The sequence below is a fragment of the Hyphomicrobium sp. genome (assembly GCF_003987855.1).
GTDB lineage: Bacteria > Pseudomonadota > Alphaproteobacteria > Rhizobiales > Hyphomicrobiaceae > Hyphomicrobium_B.
Genome location: NZ_RXIZ01000021.1, coordinates 1 through 21,027, shown reverse-complemented (window position 1 = coordinate 21,027; position 21,027 = coordinate 1). Strand labels below are relative to the sequence as shown.

Below are 21,027 nucleotides of genomic sequence, written 5' to 3'. Positions count from 1 at the left end.
CGTAGGGAGCGAGTCAATCAATGTCAGCAGCAGTTCAAACCCTGGACATTTCGCCGGTCGGACGAGTCGAGGGCGACCTTGACGTTCGCGTCGATATCCAGGACGGCGTTGTCGTCAATGCCTGGACCAACGCCGAATTATTCCGCGGTTTTGAAGTCATCCTACGCGACAAGGACCCGCAAGCGGGGCTCGTGGTTACGCCGCGCGCCTGCGGTATCTGTGGCGCTTCCCATCTTTCGTGTGCCGCTTGGGCGCTCGATACGGCTTGGAAAACTGAGGTGCCGAGGAACGCCATCCTCGCCCGCAATCTCGGGCAAATCGTGGAAACGATCCAGAGCCAGCCACGCCACCACTACGGCCTCTTCATGATCGACTACACCAACAAGAATTATTCAAAGTCGCCGTTCTTTGAGGAAGCGGTAAAGCGCTGGGCGCCATTCACAGGCAAGAATTATGAGGTCGGCGTCACAATATCGGGGCGGCCGGTAGAAATTTATGCGCTGCTTGGCGGCCAGTGGCCGCATTCGAGCTACATGGTCCCCGGCGGCGTCATGTGCGCACCGACGTTGACGGACGTGACCCGTGCCTGGTCGATCCTCGAGCATTTCCGCCGCAATTGGCTTGAACCAATCTGGTTGGGCTGCACGCTCGAGCGTTACGAGCAGATCCGTTCCTACGACGATTTTATGGCTTGGCTCGATGAGCGCCCGGAGCACGCGAACTCCGATCTCGGTCTATTCTGGCGCATGTCGATGGACATTGGCCTCGACAAATACGGGCGCGGCCACCACAAATACATCTCGTGGGGATATCTGCCGCACGAAGATCGCTACAACAAGCCAACGATCGAAGGCCGCAACGCTGCGGTCATCATGAAGAGCGGTGTGTTTGACGGCGCAACAAACACACATAAGCTGATGGATCAGCAGTATACGCGCGAGGATCTGCGCCACGCTTGGTATGACGAACCGCAGCCGGTTCATCCTTTCGACCGCACCACGAAGCCGGTACAGAAAAATGTCATCGACCACGATGGCAAGTACTCGTGGGCCTCGGCCGTCATGCACCTTCAGGACGGCCGTCTCGAAGCTGGCCCGCTGTCGCGACAGTTGATCGCCGGCGGCAAGCATGGCGAGAGCTGGCAGCATTACGACCCGCTTGTGCTTGACATGTACCAGAAGATGGGTGGAGCCAGCATCGTGCTTCGCCATTTCGCACGCATGCACGAAGCGGTGAAGCTCTATCGTGAAGCGGAGCGCATCCTGCGCGAATTAAAACTTAAGGATCAGTGGTACATCAAGCCGACCGAAAAGGACGGCCGCGGCTGGGGCGCCACTGAAGCGGCGCGCGGGGCACTTTGCCACTGGATCGACGTGCAGGGCGGCAAGATCAAGAATTATCAAATCATCGCACCGACCACTTGGAATGTCGGTCCACGAACGGGGGACGGGATCCGCGGGCCCATCGAGGAAGCCCTGATCGGGACGCCGATAACCGATCCGCACGATCCGGTCGAGGTCGGGCATGTCTGCCGATCATACGATAGCTGTCTCGTTTGCACGGTGCATGCATATGATGCGAAATCCGGGGAGCAGCTCGCTCGCTTCCGTACAGCCTGATAAGGCGTGGCGTACTTCCGAAGTACCGGTCAGAGAGGGGAGCCTTTCGTCTGGTACGTCGGGGACGGCGCGCGTCTGGCATCAAGGTGGAAGAATGAGCGCGAACGGAAAAGACGAGGCTGTGCTTAAAACCATTTCCGACATGATGGCGGCAGGTCTCGAGACGCAAACAGAACCGTTTCCGGAAACCGAGAAGGAGTTCGGCGCGATTCTGACCGAACTTCGTCATCTTGATTCGGAAGATCTAAAGTCGAAGCTCGTAATCAGCGGCTTCGTCAATCATCCCTATGGACCCGACCAGCAGCGATGCCTCGAGTGCATGTATTATCTCGTGCATCGGAAATGGTGCGACCTGCCGGAGCTTTCGGTCCCCGTCGAGCCGGACTGGTGGTGCCGGTTGTGGAGGATCTGAGAGCAGAGAGATAACCGAGGTGGTGCCGTGGCGATAACTCTCGAAACGACGAACGACGAGCAGCGGCGGGAAGAAATCCGATCGCTTCTCCGTTCGGGCCTTGAAACCGAGGTCTTTCCCCGTGCCGATACCCATGATGAGGTGCAGGCTATCATCATGCGGCTGAGATCTGCCGGCGACGACCTCAAGGCCAAGCTCGTGATCGCCGGGTTTACGGATCACACGATTGAGCACGGCGGCATCGATCAACCGTGCGAAACCTGCATGTACTATCTCGTACACCGCAAATATTGCGAGCTGCCGGAGCTCGATTGCCCGGTTGAGCCCGAATGGTCGTGCCGGCTCTGGCGGATTTGACATGATCGCGGTGATTGGTTGCGGTAACGCCAACAGGAAGGATGATGCCGTAGGCATCGAGGTTATTCGCTTGCTCCGCCGCCGCGACGATATTCGCACCCGGGCGGACGTTCGTCTCCTCGATGCGGGCACCGACGGAATGAGCGTGATGTACGCGGCGCGCGGCTGTGACGCGCTTATTATTGTCGACAGCTCGAGAACGGCTTCCGAGCCTGGATCAATTTTTGAAGTTCCGGGCGAACACCTCGAATCGCAGCACTCCCCGTCGCTCAATCTTCACGATTTTCGCTGGGACCATGCGCTTTTTGCCGGGCGGAAGCTCTACCGCGATCAGTTTCCCGCCGATGTGACCGTCTTCTTGATCGAGGCGGGCGATCTCAGCCTTGGGATCGGTCTTTCGCCCGAAATCGACGCCGCGGCGGCAATCGTTGCGGATCGCGTCGCGGCGCGACTGGCTTCCTTCGCGCCCTCGGACGCTGTCGGTGACGCATGACCGGGACCGCAGTACTTGTCATTCGCCGCGGTGCCCTTCACTTTAGTCGCGAGATTTACGAGCGCTTTTTCAACTCTCTCGACACCGTCGTTCTTCTTCGCGACGGCGACGATCTGGTCATGCTCCCGGTGCTGAACCGCGCCGCTGGGGGTTACATCATCAAAGTAAGCACGAGCGCGGGCGGCCGTGTCGTCACCGCCGCTGATTTCTTCCGCGACAACGGCATCGAAGACTCCGTTGAAATTACGCTGCTGGCAGCATGGGACAAGGATCGCGCAGCACTCATCGCAGGCCAAGCGTTCGGCTGCCAACTAGGTTTGCAAACTGAAATGTGAATAGACGCTCCTGACCGCACGCAGAATAGTGATGTTCCAAGCGGCATAGCCGTAATCAAGAGCTCGCAAGAGCCGAAACGGTTGGGAGGATGTGCGTGGCGATCGGTGCGCAAGAGCAGGTGCGGGCCGCCTTGGCTGCAGCGGATGCCGATGCCGCCGCGCCTGAAGAGCGTGCCGAGATGCTGATGGAAATCGCACTCGGTCTCCAGATCAGGCCGCAATCCACCGATGACCTTGCAGCAGCCGTCGAACTCTACAGTAAAGCCCAAGAAATTTGTCCGCCTACGCATGTGCTGCTGAATGCACGCATCGGCGCGCGAAAGGCGACCGCGCTTCAGTCTTTGCCCGAGAACGGCTCGGAATCACTGGAACGCGCGCGGGATGAGTTGCAATCAGCGATTCCTGCCATTCGGGAGCAGGGAACCGCGGAAGAGCTTGCAGAAGCCGAAATGAATCTCGGTCTCGTTTTGCAAAGTCTCGCAGGCCAGGGAAAGTCTCGGATCACCGACGCCATTTCCGCTTATCAGAGGTCTCTCCGGACCTTCGATCGTGTGGCGTTTCCGAAAGAATATGCGATCCTACAAAACAACCTCGCGGCGGCTTTTCTTTCAATCCCATTCACCGACGAACGCTCGAAAATGCGCGAGGCGCTCGCCGTACAAGCATTCGAAGAAGGCTTGAGGGTCGTAAGCTTGATCGATCACCCTTCCGAATATGCGATGCTTCAGAACAATCTCGGAAACGCACTCCAATACGCGTCCTCCAGCCACGTCTTGGAGAACAATCTTCGCGCCATCGAAGCCTACGATGAAGCACTGAAGGTTCGAGATCGTAAATCAACGCCGCTCGAATACGCCAACACGATATCCAACAAAGCCAACTGCCTCTGGAATCTTCCAGATGACGCCGGCGACCCAACATCAGGCAATCGTCAAAACGTCTCGGCCGCGCGGAATTTGTACCTTGAGGCTAGAGAAATATTTGTCGCCGCAGGCGAGCACGGCAAAGCCCGGATCGTCGCCGAGGCGCTCGATCAGATCGATCGCGAGATGCTCGCCTATGCGACGCCCAGCGTATCTCAGCGACAGATGCTCGAAGCCGACTGACCAATAAGAAGTACGCGAAGGAGACGAGATCAATGATTGGAAATATCCCGATAGAAGCCGCCGTTCTCGCTCTCGTCGTCGGATTCGTCTCATCGCTCGCCGGCGGCGCTTTTGGCGGCGTGCTGACGGGCGGCAAGGCTCTTGGAACCGAACTGGCGGCTTACATGGGCTCGTTCTACGGCGTCGTCGCTGGAACAGCAGGCGTTCTCATCGGCATCATCGTTTCCGCTTTCATTGGGTAAGACCAGAATGTTTGAGATGGTTCGAAATGCGATTGGGCTCTTCTTCCGTGGCCAGCTTTTTGCTGAGCCCACGCGAGCCTACATGCAACTTGCAATCGGAATTATCTTCGCTGCGCTCTGCTTCGTCCTGGCGGCGAGAGTGGCCGGCCTTCCCTATTGGGCATCAGCGGCAGTTGCGGGCTTCCTGGGCGGCGCGCTGCAGCCGCGTCTCTTTCGCGATCTTAGATATCGGTAATTGTCATGGCAGCAGTCGAGGCCGTCGAGATCAAAAGCGGTATCGTCGACTTCGTCGGTGATATCGAGCGTTTGGAGATGATCTTCGAAGGCTGGGATGAAGCTCCACGTGCCGCCGCGACTGCCTATGGCCGTGCCATCGAAGCTTTGAATGCCGAAGCGCTCCGCCGTCTCGTGACCGCGTTAAAGCGGGATCCTGCGGCCCTTAAGGCAATGAAGACGGCAGTTGCCGACGATGTCGTCTACAGCGTCTTACGCCGCCACAACATCATCAAGCCGAGCCTCACGGAGCGCGTTGAATCGGCGCTTGAAAGCATTCGACCGATGCTCGCCTCTCACGGTGGCGACGTCGAATTGATCAGCGTCGCGCCGCCGTCGATTGAAGTTCGCTTCGTCGGCTCTTGCGACGGCTGTCCCGCCTCGGCGCTGACGTTTCACGCCGGCGTTAAGAAGGCTGTTGAAGACGCCTGCCCGGAAATAACTGAGATCCTGCAGGTTAAGTCCTCGGCGAACGGGAACGCCGAGGCCGGAAGTCTGCGATTCGTCAGTCCATTTGCAAACGTCTCGGGCGGGACTTGGCACTACGCGGCGCGTCTCTCCGAAATTCCGGAAGGCGGTGTGACGTCCCAGATCATCGAGGGCGAGCGAATTCTACTCTCTCGCCGCGGCTCGATCGTGACGTGCTTCGAAAACGCGTGCGCGCATTTGGGTCTGGCGTTGGACGGCGGCGAGATTGCAGACGGTATCATCACCTGCCCATTCCATCACTTTCAGTATGACCTCATGACCGGCGAATGCTTGACCGCGCCCACCGTTCAGCTTCGCCCGCACGCCGTTCGCGTGATCGGAGCCCGAGTTGAGGTGAGGCTGGCGGGATGATCATGCGCGTGTCCCTTGCACCGGTAAAGCTGCGCCCTTCCTTGGACGGCCAAGCTCCGGCATTTCTGGCATCCGAAGGCGCGAGGGTCATTCTAGGGAATGCTTCGAACCTCGACGGCCTCGTCAATCCGATTGCCCCTTCGCCGTCGACGCTGTTTGGCCCGCGCGGGGCGGCGCTCGCGTCCGAAGAAGGTCCGCTCTTCGTCTCCGATACCGGCCATCACCGTTTGATGATCTGGAACAAAGCGCCTGCTCACGATGGAGCACCGGCCGACATGCTGATCGGCCAGCCGGATTTCGAAAGTGAAGGCCGCAACGCGAAGGGCGACCCTGGACCCGCGACGCTCAACGTGCCGACGGGCGTATCCGTGAGTGGCGATGTGCTCGCCGTCGCTGATGCCTGGAACCACCGCGTTTTGCTCTGGATTGGAATGCCCACGCGCTCCAATCAACCGGCAGACGTGGTGATCGGCCAACGCGATTTCGATGGCATTCTTGCAAACCGCGGTGAGGCCTCTGCCGCAGCCGACACGTTGAACTGGTGCTACGGCGTGACCATCGACCAAGGCGCACTTTGGGTAGCCGATACCGGTAATCGCCGCGTCTTGAAATGGAATCGCATCCCGACCGGCAATGGAACACCGGCCGATCTGGTGCTCGGAGAAACGGACTTTATCTCACGCGACGGCAATGCCGGCCGAGCGGTCGCCGACATCGGCATGACATGGCCTCACGCTGTTACGGTCGTCGATGACCGCCTGCTTGTGGCCGACGCCGGGAATAATCGCATCATGGTCTGGAACGAGCTTCCGGCAAAAAATGGATCGCCCTGCACGTTCGTGCTGGGTCAAAAATCATTCTCGGGAATAGACCATAACATCGGCGCTTATTATCCGACGGCGGCGACGCTCAACATGCCTTACGGCGTTGCTTGCCTTGGCGACCGAATCGTCATCGCGGATACAGCGAATTCTCGCATCGTCGCACATGAACGGGGCGACCTTCACATGTTCGCCAGCGCCGGCTACCTGGGCGGCCAGCCGGCATTTTCGGACAAAGGCGATAACAGGTGGCGCTCTGCCCGGCGCGATAGTCTGTGTTGGCCTTACGGAATCGCGGCTTGCGGCCGAACGCTGATCGTCGCCGACAGCGGCAACAACCGCGTTCTTCTTTGGAACGCTGCATCATGAACATCGCCCCCCGTATCGATGTAGGATCAGCAGTCGAGAGCGTCGAGATTCGAGTACGTGGCCGCGTGCAAGGCGTGGGCTTCCGTCCGTTCGTCTGGAGAACCGCACGCGAAATTGGACTCTCGGGATACGTACGCAACGACGCTGAGGGAGTTCTTATTCGCGTACGTGGTGAACACCCAGCCATCGAAGCGCTTCTCCGCCAAATTCGGATGGGCGCGCCATCGCTTGCTTCGATCCAATCCGTCGAGCATCAGCGCTTCTTGGGGGAATTGCCCGCTACCTTCGAAATCGCGGAAAGCACGTTAGGCAGGAGCAACACCGAGATTGCGCCTGACGCCGCACTCTGCGCGGATTGTGAGCGGGAAATCTTCGATCCATTTTCGCGCCGTTACCGATACCCTTTCACGACGTGCACCAATTGCGGTCCACGACTCTCTATCGTTCGGTCCGTCCCTTACGATCGGCTGACGACGAGTATGGCAGCCTTTGATCTCTGTTCCGATTGCGCAGCCGAATACGGCGATCCCCGGGACCGCAGGTTCCACGCTGAAGCAACTGCATGCCATGTTTGTGGCCCGAAAGCCCGCCTCTTCCGTTTTGACGGTAAGCCATTCAACTTCGACCAAGCCTCAATGCTCGATGAGGTCGACGCTGCTTTGGGACTTATCCAGAAGGGAGAGATTGTCGCCATCAAGGGGCTAGGCGGCTATCAGCTCGCCTGCGACGCCACGCGCGTCGACGCGGTAGAGAGCCTCCGGGAACGGAAACATCGCGACCGCAAGCCGTTTGCGCTCATGGCGCGCGACCTCGAGGTTATCAGACGCTATGTGACCGTAACGGCTGAAGATGAAGCGGTTCTAAAGAGTGCTTGTGCACCAATCGTCTTGTTGGACGCGTCTGGCAGCGCGCCCCTTCCGGAGGTCATCGCGCCCGGGCTACGCACGCTCGGATTCATGCTTCCCAACACGCCGTTGCATGCGCTTCTCCTTCGGCGCATGTCTCGCCCGGTCGTGATGACCTCTGGAAACTGTTCCGATGCCCCGCAAGTGATCGACGATGTCGCCGCTCAAGAAGAGCTCTCAGGCATTGCGACGTACGTTCTTGCCCATGACAGGGACATACTGAACCGAGTGGATGACTCCGTTGTTCAGAATTCCGCGGGGAAGACGAGAGTTCTGCGTCGTTCGCGGGGTTACGCGCCGGCCGCCATCGGGCTGCCACGAGGCTTCGAGCAAGCGCCTGAACTCTTCGCCGCCGGCGGGGATTTGAAAAACACATTCTGCATCGTCAAATCCGGAAGCGCAGTTTTGTCCCAGCACATCGGCGACCTAGTCGACGCGCGGACGTTTGATGATTACACCAGGTCGATAAACCTTTACCGGGACATGACCGACGTGGCGCCGACTGCCATCGTCTGCGATCGCCATCCCGGATATAGCAGCAAGAGCCACGCAGAAAGCATGTGCCGCAGTCTCGGCGTGCCGCTCATCGAGGTTCAACACCATCACGCTCACGTCGCAAGCTGCCTCGTTGAGAACGGTTGGCCGTTAGATGGCGGTCGCGTGCTCGGCATCTCGCTCGACGGCCTCGGCTACGGTGCGGACGGGGGAATCTGGGGCGGCGAATTTTTGCTTGCGGACTATCGGCACTTTGAACGCCTGGGGACGTTCAAGCCCGTTGCTATGATCGGAGGCGACGCGGCCTCGCGCGAGCCTTGGCGCAATCTCTACGCTCATCTAACGGCCGAAATGGGCTGGTCGTTCTTGGCGATGAACTTTGCGGATCTTGAGATCTTCCATCTGCTCGAAAGTAAGCCGCGTGAGATAATCGAATCTATGCTGCAGGCCGGCGTCAATTCACCGAAAGCCTCGTCTTGCGGGCGTTTGTTCGACGCTGCCGCCGCAGCTATGGGCCTGTGCTTCGAACGGCAAGGCTACGAGGGGGAAGCGGCCGCCATGCTCGAAGCCGCCGTCGATCGTGAGGCGCTTTGGAATGAAGATGAAGCGCTCGCTTACCCATTCACCATCCCGAACCTCAAGGGGTCGCGGCTCCCCTATGTAGAACCGCTCGCAGCATGGAACGCCATCCTTGGCGATCTCATTCTGAAAACGCCCGTCGGTATCATGGCGGCACGTTTCCATCGGGGATTGGCTCGCGTCATATCCGCGATGTGCGAGAAGCTCGTAGCGCGCGACAGCGAAGCAGGGCCGCGCTTCGACACCGTCGCTCTGTCTGGTGGCTGCTTCCACAACCGTGTTCTACTCGAGCAGGTTACCGCCCGTCTGGAATCGATGGATTTCAAAGTTCTCACCCAAGCCAACGTGCCGTCGGGAGACGGAGGACTATCGCTCGGTCAGGCGGCGATCGCAGCCGCCCAACTCATAGAATGCAAGAACAAGAAAGCCGGAGGATCGACGCCATGTGTCTCGGCATTCCAGGACGCATCGTAAAGATTGACGATGCGGATAAGAAACTGGCGACCGTGGACGTCAGCGGCATCAAGCGCCAAGTGAACGTCGCGTGCATCGTCGACGAGGCGAACCCGGTCAGCTCCTGCGTCGGCGCCTGGGTCCTTATCCACGTCGGATTTGCCATGAGTCGCATCGATGAGGCTGAAGCAGCCGAAACGCTGAAAATCCTACGCGAACTCGGCGAAGCCCAAGCCGAGATGGAGGCGATGCGCTCTTCAGGACTGCGATAGCAAGATAACAAATACACTGCCGGGAGAGTCGGGATGAAGTACGTCGATGAATTTCGCGATCGCGACAGGGCCAAATCATTGGTCAAGGAAATAGCGGCGCTCGTCAGCGAGATCGATATCGCTAAGGACCGACCCATCGCGATCATGGAGGTCTGTGGCGGCCACACGCATTCCATTTTCCGCTACGGCATCGAAGGCATGCTGCCTAAGGAAATCGAGCTTGTTCATGGACCGGGTTGTCCCGTTTGCGTGCTGCCGATGGGGCGCATTGACGATTGCGTCGCGGTCGCCGAGCAGCCGAATGTTATCTGCACAACCTTCGGAGATGCCATGCGCGTTCCTGGCTCGCGCAAGAGCCTGTTGCAGGCCAAGGCCAGCGGTGCCGATATCCGCATGGTCTATTCGCCGATGGACGCACTTGCCTTAGCCCGCAAGAATCCAAATCGTGAGGTCGTGTTCTTCGGCATCGGCTTTGAAACGACGATGCCCTCGACGGCTTTGACGATCCTGCAAGCGGAGGCAGAGGGCGTCACGAACTTTTCAGTGTTCTGCAATCACATCACGATCGTGCCAACGATTAAAGCAATCCTCGACGATCCCGACATGCAGATCGACGGTTTCCTCGGGCCGGGCCACGTTTCGATGGTAATCGGAACAAACCCCTACGAATTCGTCGCCCATTACTACAATCGGCCGATGGTCGTCGCTGGATTCGAGCCGCTCGACGTTTTGCAGTCGATCTGGATGGTCCTGAAGCAGATCAAGGACGGCCGCGCCGAGATCGAAAACCAATATACGCGCATCGTTCCGGAAGAGGGAAATGCGCAAGCACTCGATGCCGTCTACAAGGTCTACGAGTTGCGCGAATTCTTTGAATGGAGAGGCCTCGGCTCCATCGAGCACTCCGGCGTGCGCATTCGCGACGCCTATGCGCAATACGATGCCGAACGAAAATTCGCCATGCCCCATCTGAAAGTCGCCGATCCACACGCGTGCCAATGTGGTGGCGTCCTGAAGGGATTGATCAAGCCCTGGCAATGCCAAGTTTTCGGCACCGCATGCACGCCCGAGACGCCGCTCGGCGCGCTGATGGTATCTTCCGAAGGTGCCTGTGCTGCTTACTACCAATATGGCGGAATCAAAAAACAGGCGGTGGCATCATGAACGTCATCCCGATCAGCCGGGCAAAGCGAAGGCTGGGCACCGTCTCAGTACCGAACGTCACGCTGGCACATGGCGGTGGCGGCAAGGCGATGAAAGACCTCATCGATGATGTATTCATTTCGGTGTTCGACGGCGAAGGCGCCAGCGCACTTGAAGACCAAGCGCGTATAGACCTTCTTAGCTTGACCAAGCTTGGAGACCGCATCGCCTTCACGACCGATGCGTTCGTCGTGGACCCGCTCTTCTTTCCTGGCGGTGACATCGGAAAGCTTGCGATCTGCGGCACCATCAATGATCTGGCGGTTGGCGGCGCCAAGCCGCTCTACATCTCCTGCGCGGCCATCATCGAGGAAGGCGTTTCCGTCGATCTTCTGCGAAAAATTGCCCGCTCGATGGCCGAGACGGCGCGAGCCGCCGGCGTTAGGATCGTCACCGGCGATACGAAGGTCGTCCATAAAGGTGCCTGCGATAAGGTATTCCTGACGACGACCGGCATAGGCGTTATCGCCGAATGCATCTCCCTCGGCGTCGATCGTGCAAGGCCCGGCGACGTCGTCCTCGTCAACGGCCTTCTTGGCGATCACGGGGCCGCTATCCTAGGCGCCCGAGGGGACATGGCGCTCGATAGCCCAATCGTGAGTGATTGCGCATCGCTTCATGGTTTGATTGCAGACCTTCTCAAAGCTGCGCCAAACACCCGCGCGATCCGCGACGCGACGCGCGGCGGCATCGCAACTGTGCTGAACGAGATTGCTGATGCGTCTGGTGTCTCAATCTCAGTCGACGAGGAGCACACACCGATACGGCCTGAGGTGAAGGGATTTTGTGAGATCCTGGGACTAGACCCGCTTTATATCGCCAATGAAGGCAAGCTCGTTGCGGTCGTTCCGCCCGAGGAGGCCGATGCCGCACTTCGGGCTCTGCGTTCCGACCCATTGGGACAGGATGCTGAGATCATCGGTGAAGTGGGTCGAGGGGAGCCCGGTCGTGTCACGATGCGCACGGTATTCGGCGGCGTGCGCATCGTCGACATGCTGGTCGGCGAGCAGCTTCCAAGAATTTGTTGATGTCTAAAGAAACCTCTATCGGGAGAAATGCCATGCTAAGGAAATTGCCACTGCTCGCAGGCGCCATGATCCTTATGACCGCCGGACCTGCGTTCGCACACGTCGGGGTGGGACCCGTCGATACTTTCAGCCGCGGCTTCATGCATCCGCTGAGCGGCATTGATCATGTGCTGGCCATGGTTGCCGTAGGCTTGTTTGCCGTGAACCTCGGCGGCGCTGCAATCTGGCTTGTCCCTTCGGCCTTCGTCGGCACGATGATCTTTGGCGGTGCGCTCGGCTATTGCGGCTGGCCGTTGCCCATGGTCGAAGAAGGTATCGGCATTTCCGTTGTCGCCATGGGATTGGCCATTGCTCTCGGCGTCAGGCTGCCAACGATTGCCGCGATGGCGCTCGTAGGCATCTTTGCTGTCTTTCACGGCCACGCGCACGGCTCAGAGGGGATCGGTCTGGGCATCAGCTTTCTTCCTTATGCCGCGGGTTTCGTTTGCGCGACCGCGCTTCTCCACATAACCGGTATCGCTCTCGGGCTGAGCCTCGACCGACTTGGAGAAACTCCCGCGACGATCCTGAAGAGATGTGCGGGCACGGCCGGAGCTATCGCTGGCGTGTCTATTCTCGCGGGGTGGCTCGCTACCTGAGTTTCGAAGGGCGGCGCAGCCTAAATCCGTAGCTGCGCCGTCAAACAGGAGTGGCTGGCAATGCACGAACTCAGCATCACGCGAAATATCGTGGCAATCGTATCCGAAGCTGCCCGGGGCCGCCGCGTTCGTGCCGTTACACTCGAAGTTGGAGCGCTTTCCGGCGTTATGGCTGACGCCATCGCCTTCTGCTTCGGTGTGATTTCCGCTGAAACGCCGGTGGACGGTGCCCGCCTCGATATTCGTGCAGTAGAGGGGCGCGGGCGCTGTCGTTCGTGCGGCTCGGAGTTTGTCGCGCCCTCGCTCTATTCGCCGTGCCCTTGCGGCAGTCGCGAAGTCGACCTGATCGGCGGCGAAGAGCTCAATATCAAATCGATGGAATTGGAGGAGGCGGCCTAATGTGCACCACATGCGGTTGCAGCACCGGAGCCAAAACGACGCTGACCAATCTGGAAACGGGAAAAACAAGCCCGCTGCGCGACGACACGCCCGCTCATATTCATCATCACGATCACCATCATGAGCATGTCCATTCCGATGGGAAGGGGCACAGCCATGGGCACGATCATCACGACCACGATCACGACCATGATCACCCCCACGACCACACGCATGAGCATCCAAAACACAGGTCCAGTTCGGCTTCGATCGTCGAACTCGAGGCGCGGGTGTTGGAGAAGAATGACAGGCTCGCGGACGTCAATCGTGCCTGGTTTGCGGGAAGAGAGATTCTCGCGCTCAACATCGTAAGCTCGCCAGGGTCGGGCAAGACGACGTTATTGGAACGGACGATCCTGGATTTGAAATCGAGGAACGATCTTTTTGTTCTTGAGGGCGATCAGGCGACGTCCGCCGACGGAGAGCGTATTCGTTCTGCAGGCGCGCCCTGCGTTCAGATCAATACCGGTACGGGATGCCATCTCGAGGCCGATATGGTCGCCCGCGGCATTGAAGAACTTCGTCCAACTTTCGGTTCGGTCGTGCTGATCGAGAACGTCGGCAATCTCGTCTGCCCTGCTCTCTTCGACCTTGGGGAGCGATCAAAAATTGCAATTCTCTCGGTGACCGAGGGCGAGGACAAACCGCTGAAGTATCCTCACATGTTTCGCGCAGCTGACGTCGTATTACTGAACAAGATCGACCTGCTGCCTCACCTGGAATTCGACCTCAAAAAAGCGATTGCGAACCTTGGGGCTGTAAATACGCGAGCGACGATCATCTGCCTGTCGGCCCGTACGGGTGAAGGTCTTGACCTATGGTACGCATGGCTTCGCGCGCAAAATGAAGCAGTCAAACGCAATCAGGAAATAGCTCGTGCAGAGACCGCCGACTCGCGGAGTTAAGAGGCATCAGTTCTAATTTCCATCGGATGATCGAGGGTTCGGTTCGCCGCGAACGTGGGGAGTTTGGAGTGCCCGATCCCAATCAGCAGCCCTAGGCAATACGGAACGCCGCGCCGGGGAGTATTACGAGCGTTGGCCCAAAATTCTCGGACGCGACTGGATTGTCCGGACATCTTTCCGTGCTGCGCATATCGAAAGCCGCGAAACGCTACCTGACCGCGAGCTTCCTCCAGTGATCATATGGAGCAAATTTACGGCTCCATATCCGGAGTTCCGGATTAGGGCGCCTCTATCGTGGCGAGCCAATATCCTGAATGATCTCAGCGCGTGGCATGTTTGGTCTTTGATGGCCAAATAAGCACCAGCCCATTAGACCGGTGGCGAAGACAAAGCCGATAACGCCGAGAGTGATGAAACCTTCCTCGTGCAAATGCTTTGTACTGCTTGCGTGCTGCTGTACGCTCATTTACCTCGCCCCACTCGCGTCAAGGAACATAGCTCCGCAACCAGCTGATCAACCCATTGGCTGAGAGCTTAGCGACGCTACCCAAATTTTTGATCGACGAGAGAACCCCCGTTGGTCGGCCCTTTCGTTAGCCGCAATTCGAACATAGACGTGCCGCGGTCGCAACACACGATTTATTTCAATTTTTCAGGGCTTGACGACGTCCGCATTTGGCCGGGTGCCACGTGCGTCCCTGCTGACGGCACCAACCGATCATACGGGCTGAAGCAAGTGCCCGGCAACGCGATGCCAACATGGGAAGCTCGCCAGCCCTAGCTGATGAACTCGCATCTTATCTTGACACGTCAAATGGAAGATCAAGTTATTGAGCGCGTTTGCTCATGCATCAAGGTCCACCTTCAACTCGCGATCCCACACGCGGAGCTTGGCGCAAGCCTCTAGGAATTGCTTGACGTTTGTTGCTGATCCGAGCTCGAAGCAACCATCATCAAAATCTTCTTCCGTAAAGCCGCACTTCTCGAACAACGGTTTTGTCTCTGCTGTAAAAGCTATGAATTTGCAATGGGCGTATGCATCACGAACGAAGTCTTGCGTGGGCGCATCCTTGAGCAAAGCACCAAGTTCATCCACGCCAACCAGGATCGCGACGGCGTCGTAAAGAACCGACGGCCCGCCGTCGATCTTTTGCTTCGCCGTCACTGCTGTTCCGTCAGACAGCGTCACCCCAGAGATCTTCGGCGCGATGATCTCATAGACCGCTCCCGCTTTCTCGACTGCTTTCACAAGTGCATTGAAAATCTTCGCATCCGCACCTGACGTCGCGAGGATCCCCAGCTTGCGCCCCTCGAAGCTTTCAGGCCCGCGCGCAATAATGCTCAAGGCGTCAGAGGTTTTGACATCGATCGGCTTCTTAGCTGGCACCGCTGGATCGGGAAGCTCCATGCCGAGCCCTTCTCCCACCTTTTCGCCGAGCGCTGCGTCAAGAGTTAGAAGATGGGCCACCATCCGTTCACGAATGTGCGGGTGCTCCACCTTGCTAAGCTCAAAGACGAGCGCGTCGACGATATGCTTTTGTTCCGGCGCTGTTTGGCTACGAAAGAACATGCGCGCCTGGCTATAGTGATCTGCAAAGCTATCGGGGCGAAGACGCTCTTTGGTCCCGGTGATAGGTTCCGCGAAACTGCGGAATCCGAGTTCCGGCGTTTCCCGTGGTCCGCCTTCTGCACCCAAGCTATTTGGTTCGTAGTTGGCGCGCCCTTTTGGATTGTGCATCGCCATGTGACCATCCTGCTGAAAGTGCGCGAACGGACAGCGCGGCGCGTTGATAGGTATGTGAGTGAAATTCGGGCTCCCCAAGCGCTTCAACTGAGTGTCGAGGTAGGAAAAATTGCGCCCCTGAAGAAGCGGATCGTTGCTGAAATCAATTCCTGGCGGAATGTTCTGCGTGCAGAACGCCACCTGCTCGGTTTCTGCAAAGAAATTATCGACAACCCGGTCCAGAACCAGGCGGCCAACGACTTGGACGGGTAGCACTTCCTCGGGAATGAGTTTGGTGGGGTCTAGAACGTCGAATTCGAACTTCTCGGCGAAAGTCTCGTCGAATAGCTGCACGCCAAGCTCCCATTCGGGAAAGTTGCCGCTGGTGATGGCATCCCACAGGTCGCGACGATGGAAGTCTGGGTCGGCGCCGTTGATCTTCACGGCCTCGTTCCACATGACGGATTGCATGCCGAGCTTCGGCTTCCAATGAAACTTCACGAACGTGGAACGGCCGTTCGTATCGAGGAAGCGGAACGTGTGGACACCGAATCCCTCCATGAACCGGAATGATCGCGGAATCGCCCTGTCTGACATGACCCACATGATCATATGCATGCTCTCTGGCGTGAGCGAAATAAAATCCCAGAAGGTATCGTGTGCAGATTGGGCTTGCGGGAAACCGCGATCAGGCTCGGGCTTCACTGCATGAATGATATCGGGAAATTTAATTGCGTCTTGAATGAAGAATACAGGAATGTTGTTTCCAACGAGATCCCAGTTCCCCTGTTTGGTATAAAGCTTCACGGCAAAGCCGCGAACGTCGCGCGCAAGATCGAAAGAGCCCTTGCTCCCGGCGACCGTTGAGAAGCGCACGAAAGCTTCCGTCTTCTCTCCCACTCTTTGGAAGATATCCGCTCGCGTGACATCCGCCAGCGACTTGGTTAGTTCGAAGTAACCGTGCGCTCCGTAGCCTCGAGCATGAACGACACGCTCCGGAATCCGCTCGTGGTCGAAATGAAATATCTTCTCTCGAAAATGAAAGTCCTCGAGAAGCGTCGGGCCACGCGTGCCAGCTTTCAGAGAGTTCTGATCGTCGGCGACTGGAATGCCCTGCTGGGTCGTGAGATGCACATCGGTGTCCGTGGACTGCTGATGAACCTCGCCTCCATGGCCGGTGTCAGTTTCGAAGCTGCTTGTCGGATTGGAAGGACCTAGAGGATTGAACGGTCCCTTCGAAGCAGTGCCACGTGATGAATTGTTTTTTCTTGCTGTCGCCATCTGCGCCTCCAAAGAACGTGGCAATTTCGAAACGTCGCTCCAAAGGGCGCAACGGTTCCGTCGGTGATCCGTTCCGAGAGGTGCGCAATCCGATGCGCGGTGGGCCGCCGCGATGTCAAAATTGGATATCTTGAAAAGGCATGAAAAAGGGCGACGCAGTTTGCGCCGCCCTTAATTGATCTACTCAATCTACAGTATCATCTACTCGGACTAAGCTGCTTTTCGATTGAGGCTGCGCTCGGCCAATGAGGTTAGTTTCTCATCCGTTGCCTTTTCCTCTTCGAGGTTTTGACGCAGCAGGGCGGCGCAGTCCTTGCGTCCAAGAAGCTCAGCCCAGGCAACCAGCGTGCCGTACCGCGTAATCTCGTAATGCTCGACTGCTTGGCTTGCCGCGATCAGTGCAGCGTCAAGCACATTCTTGTCGGCGACCTCTCCCGCCACTTCGTTAGCTTCTTCGATGATGCCATCGATTGCAGGACAGGTTACACCCGAGACCTCGACGCCATGCAGCTGAAACACCTTTTCAAGGCGCTGAACTTGGCCTTGAGTCTCCTTGAAGTGTTTCTCGAACCCTTGCTTGAGTGTCGGGTCCGTTGCTCTGTCGATCATCGTCGGCAACGCCTTCAGTATCTGATTTTCTGCGTAGTAGATGTCGCGAAGGGTATGAACGAAGAGATCGTCGAAAGTTTTAATGTCCTTTGAAAACAGGCCCATTTGGTCCTCCTTTTTCTGAAACCGCTTGCTCTGTGGGTATGAAGGATCAACCGCACCGGCCGGTTTCTGTTCCCCTTCGTTGGCCCGCAGTCGAAGACCGAGCACCATGGAAAAAATGAAGCTGGCGCGGTGTTGATCCATCACGGACTAACAAGCCCTCACAATCTCACTGGCTTGTACCGAACGGCTCGATAGATCTGGCCGGCCAAATGAAATATCCGTCGGATCGCAAACCGCGAAGAACGGGCTCGGGATCTATGTCCACCTGCAAAGGCTCTTGCACACCGACCGTCACCTCACCTTCGCGCACCCACTGACCACGAAGAAGAGGCAAATTCGCCCCCTCCCTGTCGCGCGAGATAGCCTTCACTGGTTCTTCGGTATTGGCAAAGAGGTACGCCTTGGTGGCGTCATCAGGAAGTTTGCTCATTTCCGCTCAGACAAGGAGGGGTGGTTCGGAATAAACCACCCCGAGGCGTATTACCGGTTCTTATGACTTTGCTTTCCAGCTTCCGCGTGCTGCTCGCGAGAGCCTCCGCGCTGTTCGGACGACGACGACCCGCCTTGCTGACCGCCATGCTCATGACTTTGATCCTGCTGGCTGCCGTGCGAGTGCTGGCCACCTTTTTTGCCGGCCTCCGAAGCCTTTTGCGGATCGTCTTTGAAGTTATTTCCGGCCATTGGACTCTCCTCTGTGCTAAACGGAACAATCCAACGACTCCGAAACGCAGTGAGAGTTGCGGTTGCGCAAGATTAATTTTCACGGTGAGCGTCTAACGACCGCGGACCGAAACTGAGGTGGCGTTTGGCTGAACTCGCCTCGCCGCGCGAATGGAGCTCTGCACAACGCGAAGTTGGTTCTAACGGAGGTTTATCTCGCCGAAGCCAGCAACCCGCATAATGGAAGGAATGGAGCAATTCGCTGATTTCATCGATTGCTCTCTTTGGTCACGCCGTCTAGCACCACGGGATTTTGCGATGGCGCGTCGCCGGTGCCGATCCTTTTGACCGGATCTCCCACCACTGTCGGCGGCTTGGCAAAGTGGGTTCCGAAATATGCCGCTAAGGATCCAGCGGCCGCAAGAGTGACGACGAAGGCGGAAATATAAAAAACCATTGTTCGTGCTTGTGGATTATTCAGCGGTGTCATTTCTTGGCCCCGGGTTGCGAGACGGCGCGGTGTAAAGTGAACCGCCCGCATTTTTGGTATCTGAAACGGAGTCAACGCTGGCTCCGAGGAATGGCTTAGTCTTCATCTCATCTTCGACCGCGTGATAACCGAACACTGCCGCGCCTACGATGATGACGAGTACAATAAAGCCGCCTAGCCCTGAGCCCTTCTTGCGTCGCGCCGCAGCAGTGTGGCTTCGCTCAGTCATGCGCTCTTCCACGCTCCTGCAGTTGATCGTCCACACGTGTTTCACGGTCAGTGGCAAGGTCGCCGAAGGTGTCCGGCGACCCGCCATCAGGAAGATTATTGCTTCATCTTGTTGCCATTCGTCGAAAGGCTGCTGTCAGGTTTGGTGCTGTCCGACGCGCCTGGCATCTGCTGGTCCGATGCGCCTGAGGCGCCGGTGGACGACCCGCTGTTTCCCGTAGAATTGTAGGCCTTCTCATTCTTCGCCGCGGAATCCGTCGAAGGGTTCGAGCTTGCCGACGGCTTTCCGCCCGTTGAGTTGGGATTAGTGTTGGTGTCGGCCGCGAACGCCGGAGCAGCAAATAGTGCGATTGCGGCAGCGGTCGATATCAATGTTTTCACGCTCATATCTCCTTTGTGGTTATGTAAGACCAACTCTCCAGCTATGGGGGTGTTCCGCGGTTTCGCGCCAACAGCTCCTCGGAACTGTTTGTTCGAGCCTCGGGTTTCATCCGTGATCGAAACCACGGGAAAGACCCATAATGGCTGAACTCGTCGTACTCCAGGGCATGCGCCCAAACTTGACGGAAGAGCAGGATCGTCTCGTCAACAATCTGGAAGAGCTTTTGAGGAAGGCCCGAAACGGGGATATTCGCGGCATGGTTTACGCCACGGTCGGTGAAGACAGGGCCATAACGTTGGGGGTGCTCAATGCGCAAGACGTCGGGCTGCACGAACACATTGGCTTGTCGCAAATGCTGAATAGCTGGTTGCTGACCGCCGCCGATGAAGTCACTGCATAAGGAAACGCCTACGCCTGAATATCAGCCGAAGGCGTTTCTTCTCTTACGACTTCGGCACTTGCTTACGAAGGCTCTCGACCATCATAAGATGATGTTCGAGCACGGGAAGAGTTTTGGTGGCGAACGCCTTGAGCGCAGGTGTCGGCCCATTGGCGGAGTAGTCCTTGAAAAGAGTGACCGCCTCTTGGTGAGCAGAAAGCTGCTCGTCAACGTATGCAGTGTCAAACCCCTTCTCGGTCGTGAAGACACGAAGCTTTGCGTATTTCGCCGTGTGCGTCACGTCTAGCGAGTCGGAAGGTGGTTCGATCTTCGCTTCCGCTAGTGCTGCCCTGAAATCCTGGCCAGCCGTTGTGTGATCGGTGATCATCTGCTGAGCGAAAGATTTCACGTCCGCAGCCTGACCATACTTCAAGGCGAGCTGGCTTGTGTCGATTTCAAATTTGTTCGCGACAGCCACCTTGTCGATGAATGTTTTCGTGGCTGGCGGCACGTCATCCGCGAACACCGGCAGGGCGAAAAACAGCGACAGAACTATGAGCAAACTTCTCATGAGAATTCTCCATCATTGATTGATCGGGCAACCACTCGTGAGACGCGATAGTTCCTCGCTGCGCATGGAACAGCGCAACTTATTGTGCCGCTTTTCGTTCAATCGGCATGGCAACGCTCGAGACAAGAACCGTCCCAACCCTCATGGCCGCCATTTTAGCGTTTGTGTTGCCGTTGACGGGCGCAGCGCTGGCCGAGGACGTCAATCGGACGGGACAGAGCCAGCAGACGTCGGGCAGCGGCACACCGCATCCCGGCAATCCCGCGGAAGGCGATAAGCCGATCCTGCCTGGAGACCAGCCGGCAAAGCGGGGAACAGACCCGAGCAGCCAGGTCCATAATATCGATCCGTCCAAGCTCACTGGGAAGAAGAAGGACTGATCAGCTTCGTCGCCGTCTGCATTCGGTTCTTGTCGCATGATCAGCCAAGAACGGCCTCCCCGAACCGGCCAAGCAAAGGCGTCTGCTTATTTGTGTCCGCAGTAGGGCTGCCAAACTCTAGAGGCGAGGGATTGGAAGCCCTTAGGGTGGCGTGTATAGCTGGCGCAACTTGCGCCTGGGGACGCCGCGGATTTGACTATCGAAAGCAAAGGTAACGATGATCCGGCTGTGCGCGGAGCGGGAACGGGCGATCATCGTGGAAGCTCGCTCGAGGTGTTTCGCGTCTTTCTGAAGCTCGGCCTCTCGTCTTTTGGAGGGCCTATCGCGCATCTCGGCTACTATCGCAATGAACTGGTGCTGCGGCGGCGCTGGATCGACGAAGAAAGCTATGCTGATCTGGTCGCTCTCTGCCAGTTTCTTCCCGGTCCGGCATCGA

General features: G+C 57.7%; 28 protein-coding genes and 1 pseudogene. 20 read left to right on the top strand and 9 right to left on the bottom strand.

Annotated features, from left to right (window positions below; genetic code table 11):
* Positions 1 to 20: 20 nt before the first annotated feature.
* The 16 genes from EKK30_RS17050 (at position 21) to EKK30_RS16975 (ending at position 12,839) form a co-directional block, all read left to right on the top strand.
* Entirely contained in the window at positions 21 to 1,619 is a 1,599-nt protein-coding gene (locus EKK30_RS17050; protein ID WP_290986806.1) for a nickel-dependent hydrogenase large subunit, read from the top strand.
* Between the two features lie 94 nt (positions 1,620 to 1,713).
* Complete coding sequence (locus tag EKK30_RS17045) at positions 1,714 to 2,031, top strand: hypothetical protein (RefSeq protein ID WP_290986804.1); 318 nt, start codon at positions 1,714 to 1,716, stop codon at positions 2,029 to 2,031.
* 27 nt (positions 2,032 to 2,058) lie between these two features.
* A complete protein-coding gene (locus EKK30_RS17040) occupies positions 2,059 to 2,388 on the top strand; it encodes a hypothetical protein (protein WP_290986802.1) in 330 nt (109 codons plus the stop codon).
* A gap of 1 nt (position 2,389) precedes the next feature.
* Entirely contained in the window at positions 2,390 to 2,881 is a 492-nt protein-coding gene (locus EKK30_RS17035; protein WP_290986801.1) for a hydrogenase maturation protease, read from the top strand.
* Complete coding sequence (locus tag EKK30_RS17030) at positions 2,878 to 3,216, top strand: hypothetical protein (protein ID WP_290986800.1); 339 nt, start codon at positions 2,878 to 2,880, stop codon at positions 3,214 to 3,216. Before EKK30_RS17035 ends, EKK30_RS17030 begins: the two co-directional genes overlap by 4 nt.
* 95 nt (positions 3,217 to 3,311) lie before the next feature.
* On the top strand, positions 3,312 to 4,322 hold the full coding sequence (locus EKK30_RS17025; RefSeq protein WP_290986799.1) for a hypothetical protein: 1,011 nt from the start codon (positions 3,312 to 3,314) through the stop codon (positions 4,320 to 4,322).
* 32 nt (positions 4,323 to 4,354) lie between these two features.
* A complete protein-coding gene (locus EKK30_RS17020) occupies positions 4,355 to 4,564 on the top strand; it encodes a hypothetical protein (RefSeq protein ID WP_290986797.1) in 210 nt (69 codons plus the stop codon).
* A gap of 7 nt (positions 4,565 to 4,571) precedes the next feature.
* On the top strand, positions 4,572 to 4,799 hold the full coding sequence (locus EKK30_RS17015) for a hypothetical protein (RefSeq protein WP_290986795.1): 228 nt from the start codon (positions 4,572 to 4,574) through the stop codon (positions 4,797 to 4,799).
* 5 nt (positions 4,800 to 4,804) lie between these two features.
* Positions 4,805 to 5,677: a NifU family protein gene (locus EKK30_RS17010; protein ID WP_290986794.1), complete on the top strand. Its 873-nt coding sequence runs from the start codon at positions 4,805 to 4,807 to the stop codon at positions 5,675 to 5,677.
* A gap of 2 nt (positions 5,678 to 5,679) precedes the next feature.
* Positions 5,680 to 6,867, top strand: coding sequence for an NHL repeat-containing protein (locus tag EKK30_RS17005; RefSeq protein WP_290986792.1), 1,188 nt, complete (start codon positions 5,680 to 5,682; stop codon positions 6,865 to 6,867).
* Positions 6,864 to 9,320 carry a carbamoyltransferase HypF gene (gene hypF, locus EKK30_RS17000; protein WP_290986790.1) on the top strand — a complete coding sequence of 819 codons (2,457 nt, stop codon included), beginning with the start codon at positions 6,864 to 6,866 and terminating at the stop codon, positions 9,318 to 9,320. The genes EKK30_RS17005 and hypF overlap by 4 nt, the downstream gene beginning before the upstream one ends.
* Positions 9,290 to 9,571 (top strand): HypC/HybG/HupF family hydrogenase formation chaperone, encoded by a 282-nt coding sequence (locus EKK30_RS16995; protein ID WP_290986789.1) that lies wholly within the window; start codon positions 9,290 to 9,292, stop codon positions 9,569 to 9,571. The genes hypF and EKK30_RS16995 overlap by 31 nt, the downstream gene beginning before the upstream one ends.
* A gap of 33 nt (positions 9,572 to 9,604) precedes the next feature.
* Positions 9,605 to 10,735 (top strand): hydrogenase formation protein HypD, encoded by a 1,131-nt coding sequence (gene hypD, locus EKK30_RS16990; RefSeq protein WP_290986788.1) that lies wholly within the window; start codon positions 9,605 to 9,607, stop codon positions 10,733 to 10,735.
* Positions 10,732 to 11,802, top strand: a complete 1,071-nt coding sequence (hypE, locus tag EKK30_RS16985; RefSeq protein ID WP_290986787.1) for a hydrogenase expression/formation protein HypE — start codon at positions 10,732 to 10,734, stop codon at positions 11,800 to 11,802. Before hypD ends, hypE begins: the two co-directional genes overlap by 4 nt.
* A 32-nt stretch (positions 11,803 to 11,834) precedes the next feature.
* On the top strand, positions 11,835 to 12,440 hold the full coding sequence (locus EKK30_RS16980; RefSeq protein ID WP_290986786.1) for a HupE/UreJ family protein: 606 nt from the start codon (positions 11,835 to 11,837) through the stop codon (positions 12,438 to 12,440).
* Positions 12,441 to 12,500: 60 nt separating this feature from the next.
* The gene (locus EKK30_RS16975) at positions 12,501 to 12,839 is read left to right on the top strand and encodes a hydrogenase maturation nickel metallochaperone HypA (RefSeq protein ID WP_290986785.1); all 339 of its coding nucleotides are present in this window, start codon (positions 12,501 to 12,503) and stop codon (positions 12,837 to 12,839) included.
* Here EKK30_RS16975 and EKK30_RS18190 read toward each other — a convergent pair.
* Positions 12,836 to 13,054: a hypothetical protein gene (locus tag EKK30_RS18190; protein WP_366927366.1), complete on the bottom strand. Its 219-nt coding sequence runs from the start codon at positions 13,052 to 13,054 to the stop codon at positions 12,836 to 12,838. The two genes, EKK30_RS16975 and EKK30_RS18190, sit on opposite strands and share 4 nt — an antisense overlap.
* Positions 13,055 to 13,087: 33 nt before the next feature.
* Here EKK30_RS18190 and hypB point away from each other — a divergent pair, with 33 nt between their 5' ends.
* Positions 13,088 to 13,783 (top strand): hydrogenase nickel incorporation protein HypB, encoded by a 696-nt coding sequence (gene hypB, locus EKK30_RS16970; protein ID WP_366927364.1) that lies wholly within the window; start codon positions 13,088 to 13,090, stop codon positions 13,781 to 13,783.
* A gap of 844 nt (positions 13,784 to 14,627) precedes the next feature.
* On the opposite strand, the pseudogene EKK30_RS16965 reads toward hypB, so the two are convergent.
* From EKK30_RS16965 to EKK30_RS16935, 7 genes and pseudogenes are all read right to left on the bottom strand, one after another.
* Positions 14,628 to 16,682, bottom strand: a pseudogene (locus tag EKK30_RS16965) (catalase); the annotation flags it as partial.
* 315 nt (positions 16,683 to 16,997) lie between these two features.
* Positions 16,998 to 17,501, bottom strand: coding sequence for a ferritin-like domain-containing protein (locus EKK30_RS16960; protein ID WP_290986781.1), 504 nt, complete (start codon positions 17,499 to 17,501; stop codon positions 16,998 to 17,000).
* 166 nt (positions 17,502 to 17,667) lie between these two features.
* Positions 17,668 to 17,931 carry a hypothetical protein gene (locus EKK30_RS16955; RefSeq protein WP_290986780.1) on the bottom strand — a complete coding sequence of 88 codons (264 nt, stop codon included), beginning with the start codon at positions 17,929 to 17,931 and terminating at the stop codon, positions 17,668 to 17,670.
* A 50-nt stretch (positions 17,932 to 17,981) separates the two neighbouring features.
* Positions 17,982 to 18,182 carry a KGG domain-containing protein gene (locus EKK30_RS16950; RefSeq protein ID WP_290986779.1) on the bottom strand — a complete coding sequence of 67 codons (201 nt, stop codon included), beginning with the start codon at positions 18,180 to 18,182 and terminating at the stop codon, positions 17,982 to 17,984.
* Between the two features lie 247 nt (positions 18,183 to 18,429).
* Positions 18,430 to 18,618: a hypothetical protein gene (locus tag EKK30_RS16945; protein WP_290986777.1), complete on the bottom strand. Its 189-nt coding sequence runs from the start codon at positions 18,616 to 18,618 to the stop codon at positions 18,430 to 18,432.
* A gap of 16 nt (positions 18,619 to 18,634) precedes the next feature.
* Entirely contained in the window at positions 18,635 to 18,880 is a 246-nt protein-coding gene (locus EKK30_RS16940) for a hypothetical protein (protein WP_290986776.1), read from the bottom strand.
* Positions 18,881 to 18,975: 95 nt separating this feature from the next.
* On the bottom strand, positions 18,976 to 19,260 hold the full coding sequence (locus EKK30_RS16935; RefSeq protein ID WP_290986774.1) for a hypothetical protein: 285 nt from the start codon (positions 19,258 to 19,260) through the stop codon (positions 18,976 to 18,978).
* A 140-nt stretch (positions 19,261 to 19,400) separates the two neighbouring features.
* On the opposite strand from EKK30_RS16935, the gene EKK30_RS16930 reads away from it, so the two are divergent.
* Entirely contained in the window at positions 19,401 to 19,661 is a 261-nt protein-coding gene (locus EKK30_RS16930) for a hypothetical protein (RefSeq protein WP_290986772.1), read from the top strand.
* 43 nt (positions 19,662 to 19,704) lie between these two features.
* Here the strand turns inward: EKK30_RS16930 and EKK30_RS16925 are convergent, their stop codons facing one another.
* The gene (locus EKK30_RS16925; RefSeq protein WP_290986769.1) at positions 19,705 to 20,211 is read right to left on the bottom strand and encodes a DUF4142 domain-containing protein; all 507 of its coding nucleotides are present in this window, start codon (positions 20,209 to 20,211) and stop codon (positions 19,705 to 19,707) included.
* A 143-nt stretch (positions 20,212 to 20,354) separates the two neighbouring features.
* Here EKK30_RS16925 and EKK30_RS16920 point away from each other — a divergent pair, with 143 nt between their 5' ends.
* Complete coding sequence (locus EKK30_RS16920) at positions 20,355 to 20,591, top strand: hypothetical protein (RefSeq protein ID WP_290986768.1); 237 nt, start codon at positions 20,355 to 20,357, stop codon at positions 20,589 to 20,591.
* Positions 20,592 to 20,819: 228 nt separating this feature from the next.
* Positions 20,820 to 21,027, top strand: a 208-nt coding sequence (locus EKK30_RS16915; RefSeq protein ID WP_290986895.1) for a chromate transporter, incomplete at its 3' end; no start/stop codon positions are given.

Bases quoted from the DNA above. Each gene is read 5' to 3' on its own strand.
- EKK30_RS17050 (WP_290986806.1), top strand. From the start codon at position 21: ATGTCAGCAGCAGTTCAAACCCTGGACATTTCGCCGGTCGGACGAGTC.
- EKK30_RS17045 (WP_290986804.1), top strand. From the start codon at position 1,714: ATGAGCGCGAACGGAAAAGACGAGGCTGTGCTTAAAACCATTTCCGAC.
- EKK30_RS17035 (WP_290986801.1), top strand. From the start codon at position 2,390: ATGATCGCGGTGATTGGTTGCGGTAACGCCAACAGGAAGGATGATGCC.
- EKK30_RS17030 (WP_290986800.1), top strand. From the start codon at position 2,878: ATGACCGGGACCGCAGTACTTGTCATTCGCCGCGGTGCCCTTCACTTT.
- EKK30_RS17020 (WP_290986797.1), top strand. From the start codon at position 4,355: ATGATTGGAAATATCCCGATAGAAGCCGCCGTTCTCGCTCTCGTCGTC.
- EKK30_RS17015 (WP_290986795.1), top strand. From the start codon at position 4,572: ATGTTTGAGATGGTTCGAAATGCGATTGGGCTCTTCTTCCGTGGCCAG.
- EKK30_RS17010 (WP_290986794.1), top strand. From the start codon at position 4,805: ATGGCAGCAGTCGAGGCCGTCGAGATCAAAAGCGGTATCGTCGACTTC.
- EKK30_RS17005 (WP_290986792.1), top strand. From the start codon at position 5,680: ATGCGCGTGTCCCTTGCACCGGTAAAGCTGCGCCCTTCCTTGGACGGC.
- hypF (WP_290986790.1), top strand. From the start codon at position 6,864: ATGAACATCGCCCCCCGTATCGATGTAGGATCAGCAGTCGAGAGCGTC.
- EKK30_RS16995 (WP_290986789.1), top strand. From the start codon at position 9,290: ATGTGTCTCGGCATTCCAGGACGCATCGTAAAGATTGACGATGCGGAT.
- hypD (WP_290986788.1), top strand. From the start codon at position 9,605: ATGAAGTACGTCGATGAATTTCGCGATCGCGACAGGGCCAAATCATTG.
- hypE (WP_290986787.1), top strand. From the start codon at position 10,732: ATGAACGTCATCCCGATCAGCCGGGCAAAGCGAAGGCTGGGCACCGTC.
- EKK30_RS16980 (WP_290986786.1), top strand. From the start codon at position 11,835: ATGCTAAGGAAATTGCCACTGCTCGCAGGCGCCATGATCCTTATGACC.
- EKK30_RS16975 (WP_290986785.1), top strand. From the start codon at position 12,501: ATGCACGAACTCAGCATCACGCGAAATATCGTGGCAATCGTATCCGAA.
- EKK30_RS18190 (WP_366927366.1), bottom strand. From the start codon at position 13,054: ATGCGTGTGGTCGTGGGGGTGATCATGGTCGTGATCGTGGTCGTGATG.
- EKK30_RS16960 (WP_290986781.1), bottom strand. From the start codon at position 17,501: ATGGGCCTGTTTTCAAAGGACATTAAAACTTTCGACGATCTCTTCGTT.
- EKK30_RS16955 (WP_290986780.1), bottom strand. From the start codon at position 17,931: ATGAGCAAACTTCCTGATGACGCCACCAAGGCGTACCTCTTTGCCAAT.
- EKK30_RS16950 (WP_290986779.1), bottom strand. From the start codon at position 18,182: ATGGCCGGAAATAACTTCAAAGACGATCCGCAAAAGGCTTCGGAGGCC.
- EKK30_RS16945 (WP_290986777.1), bottom strand. From the start codon at position 18,618: ATGGTTTTTTATATTTCCGCCTTCGTCGTCACTCTTGCGGCCGCTGGA.
- EKK30_RS16940 (WP_290986776.1), bottom strand. From the start codon at position 18,880: ATGACTGAGCGAAGCCACACTGCTGCGGCGCGACGCAAGAAGGGCTCA.
- EKK30_RS16930 (WP_290986772.1), top strand. From the start codon at position 19,401: ATGGCTGAACTCGTCGTACTCCAGGGCATGCGCCCAAACTTGACGGAA.
- EKK30_RS16925 (WP_290986769.1), bottom strand. From the start codon at position 20,211: ATGAGAAGTTTGCTCATAGTTCTGTCGCTGTTTTTCGCCCTGCCGGTG.
- EKK30_RS16920 (WP_290986768.1), top strand. From the start codon at position 20,355: ATGGCCGCCATTTTAGCGTTTGTGTTGCCGTTGACGGGCGCAGCGCTG.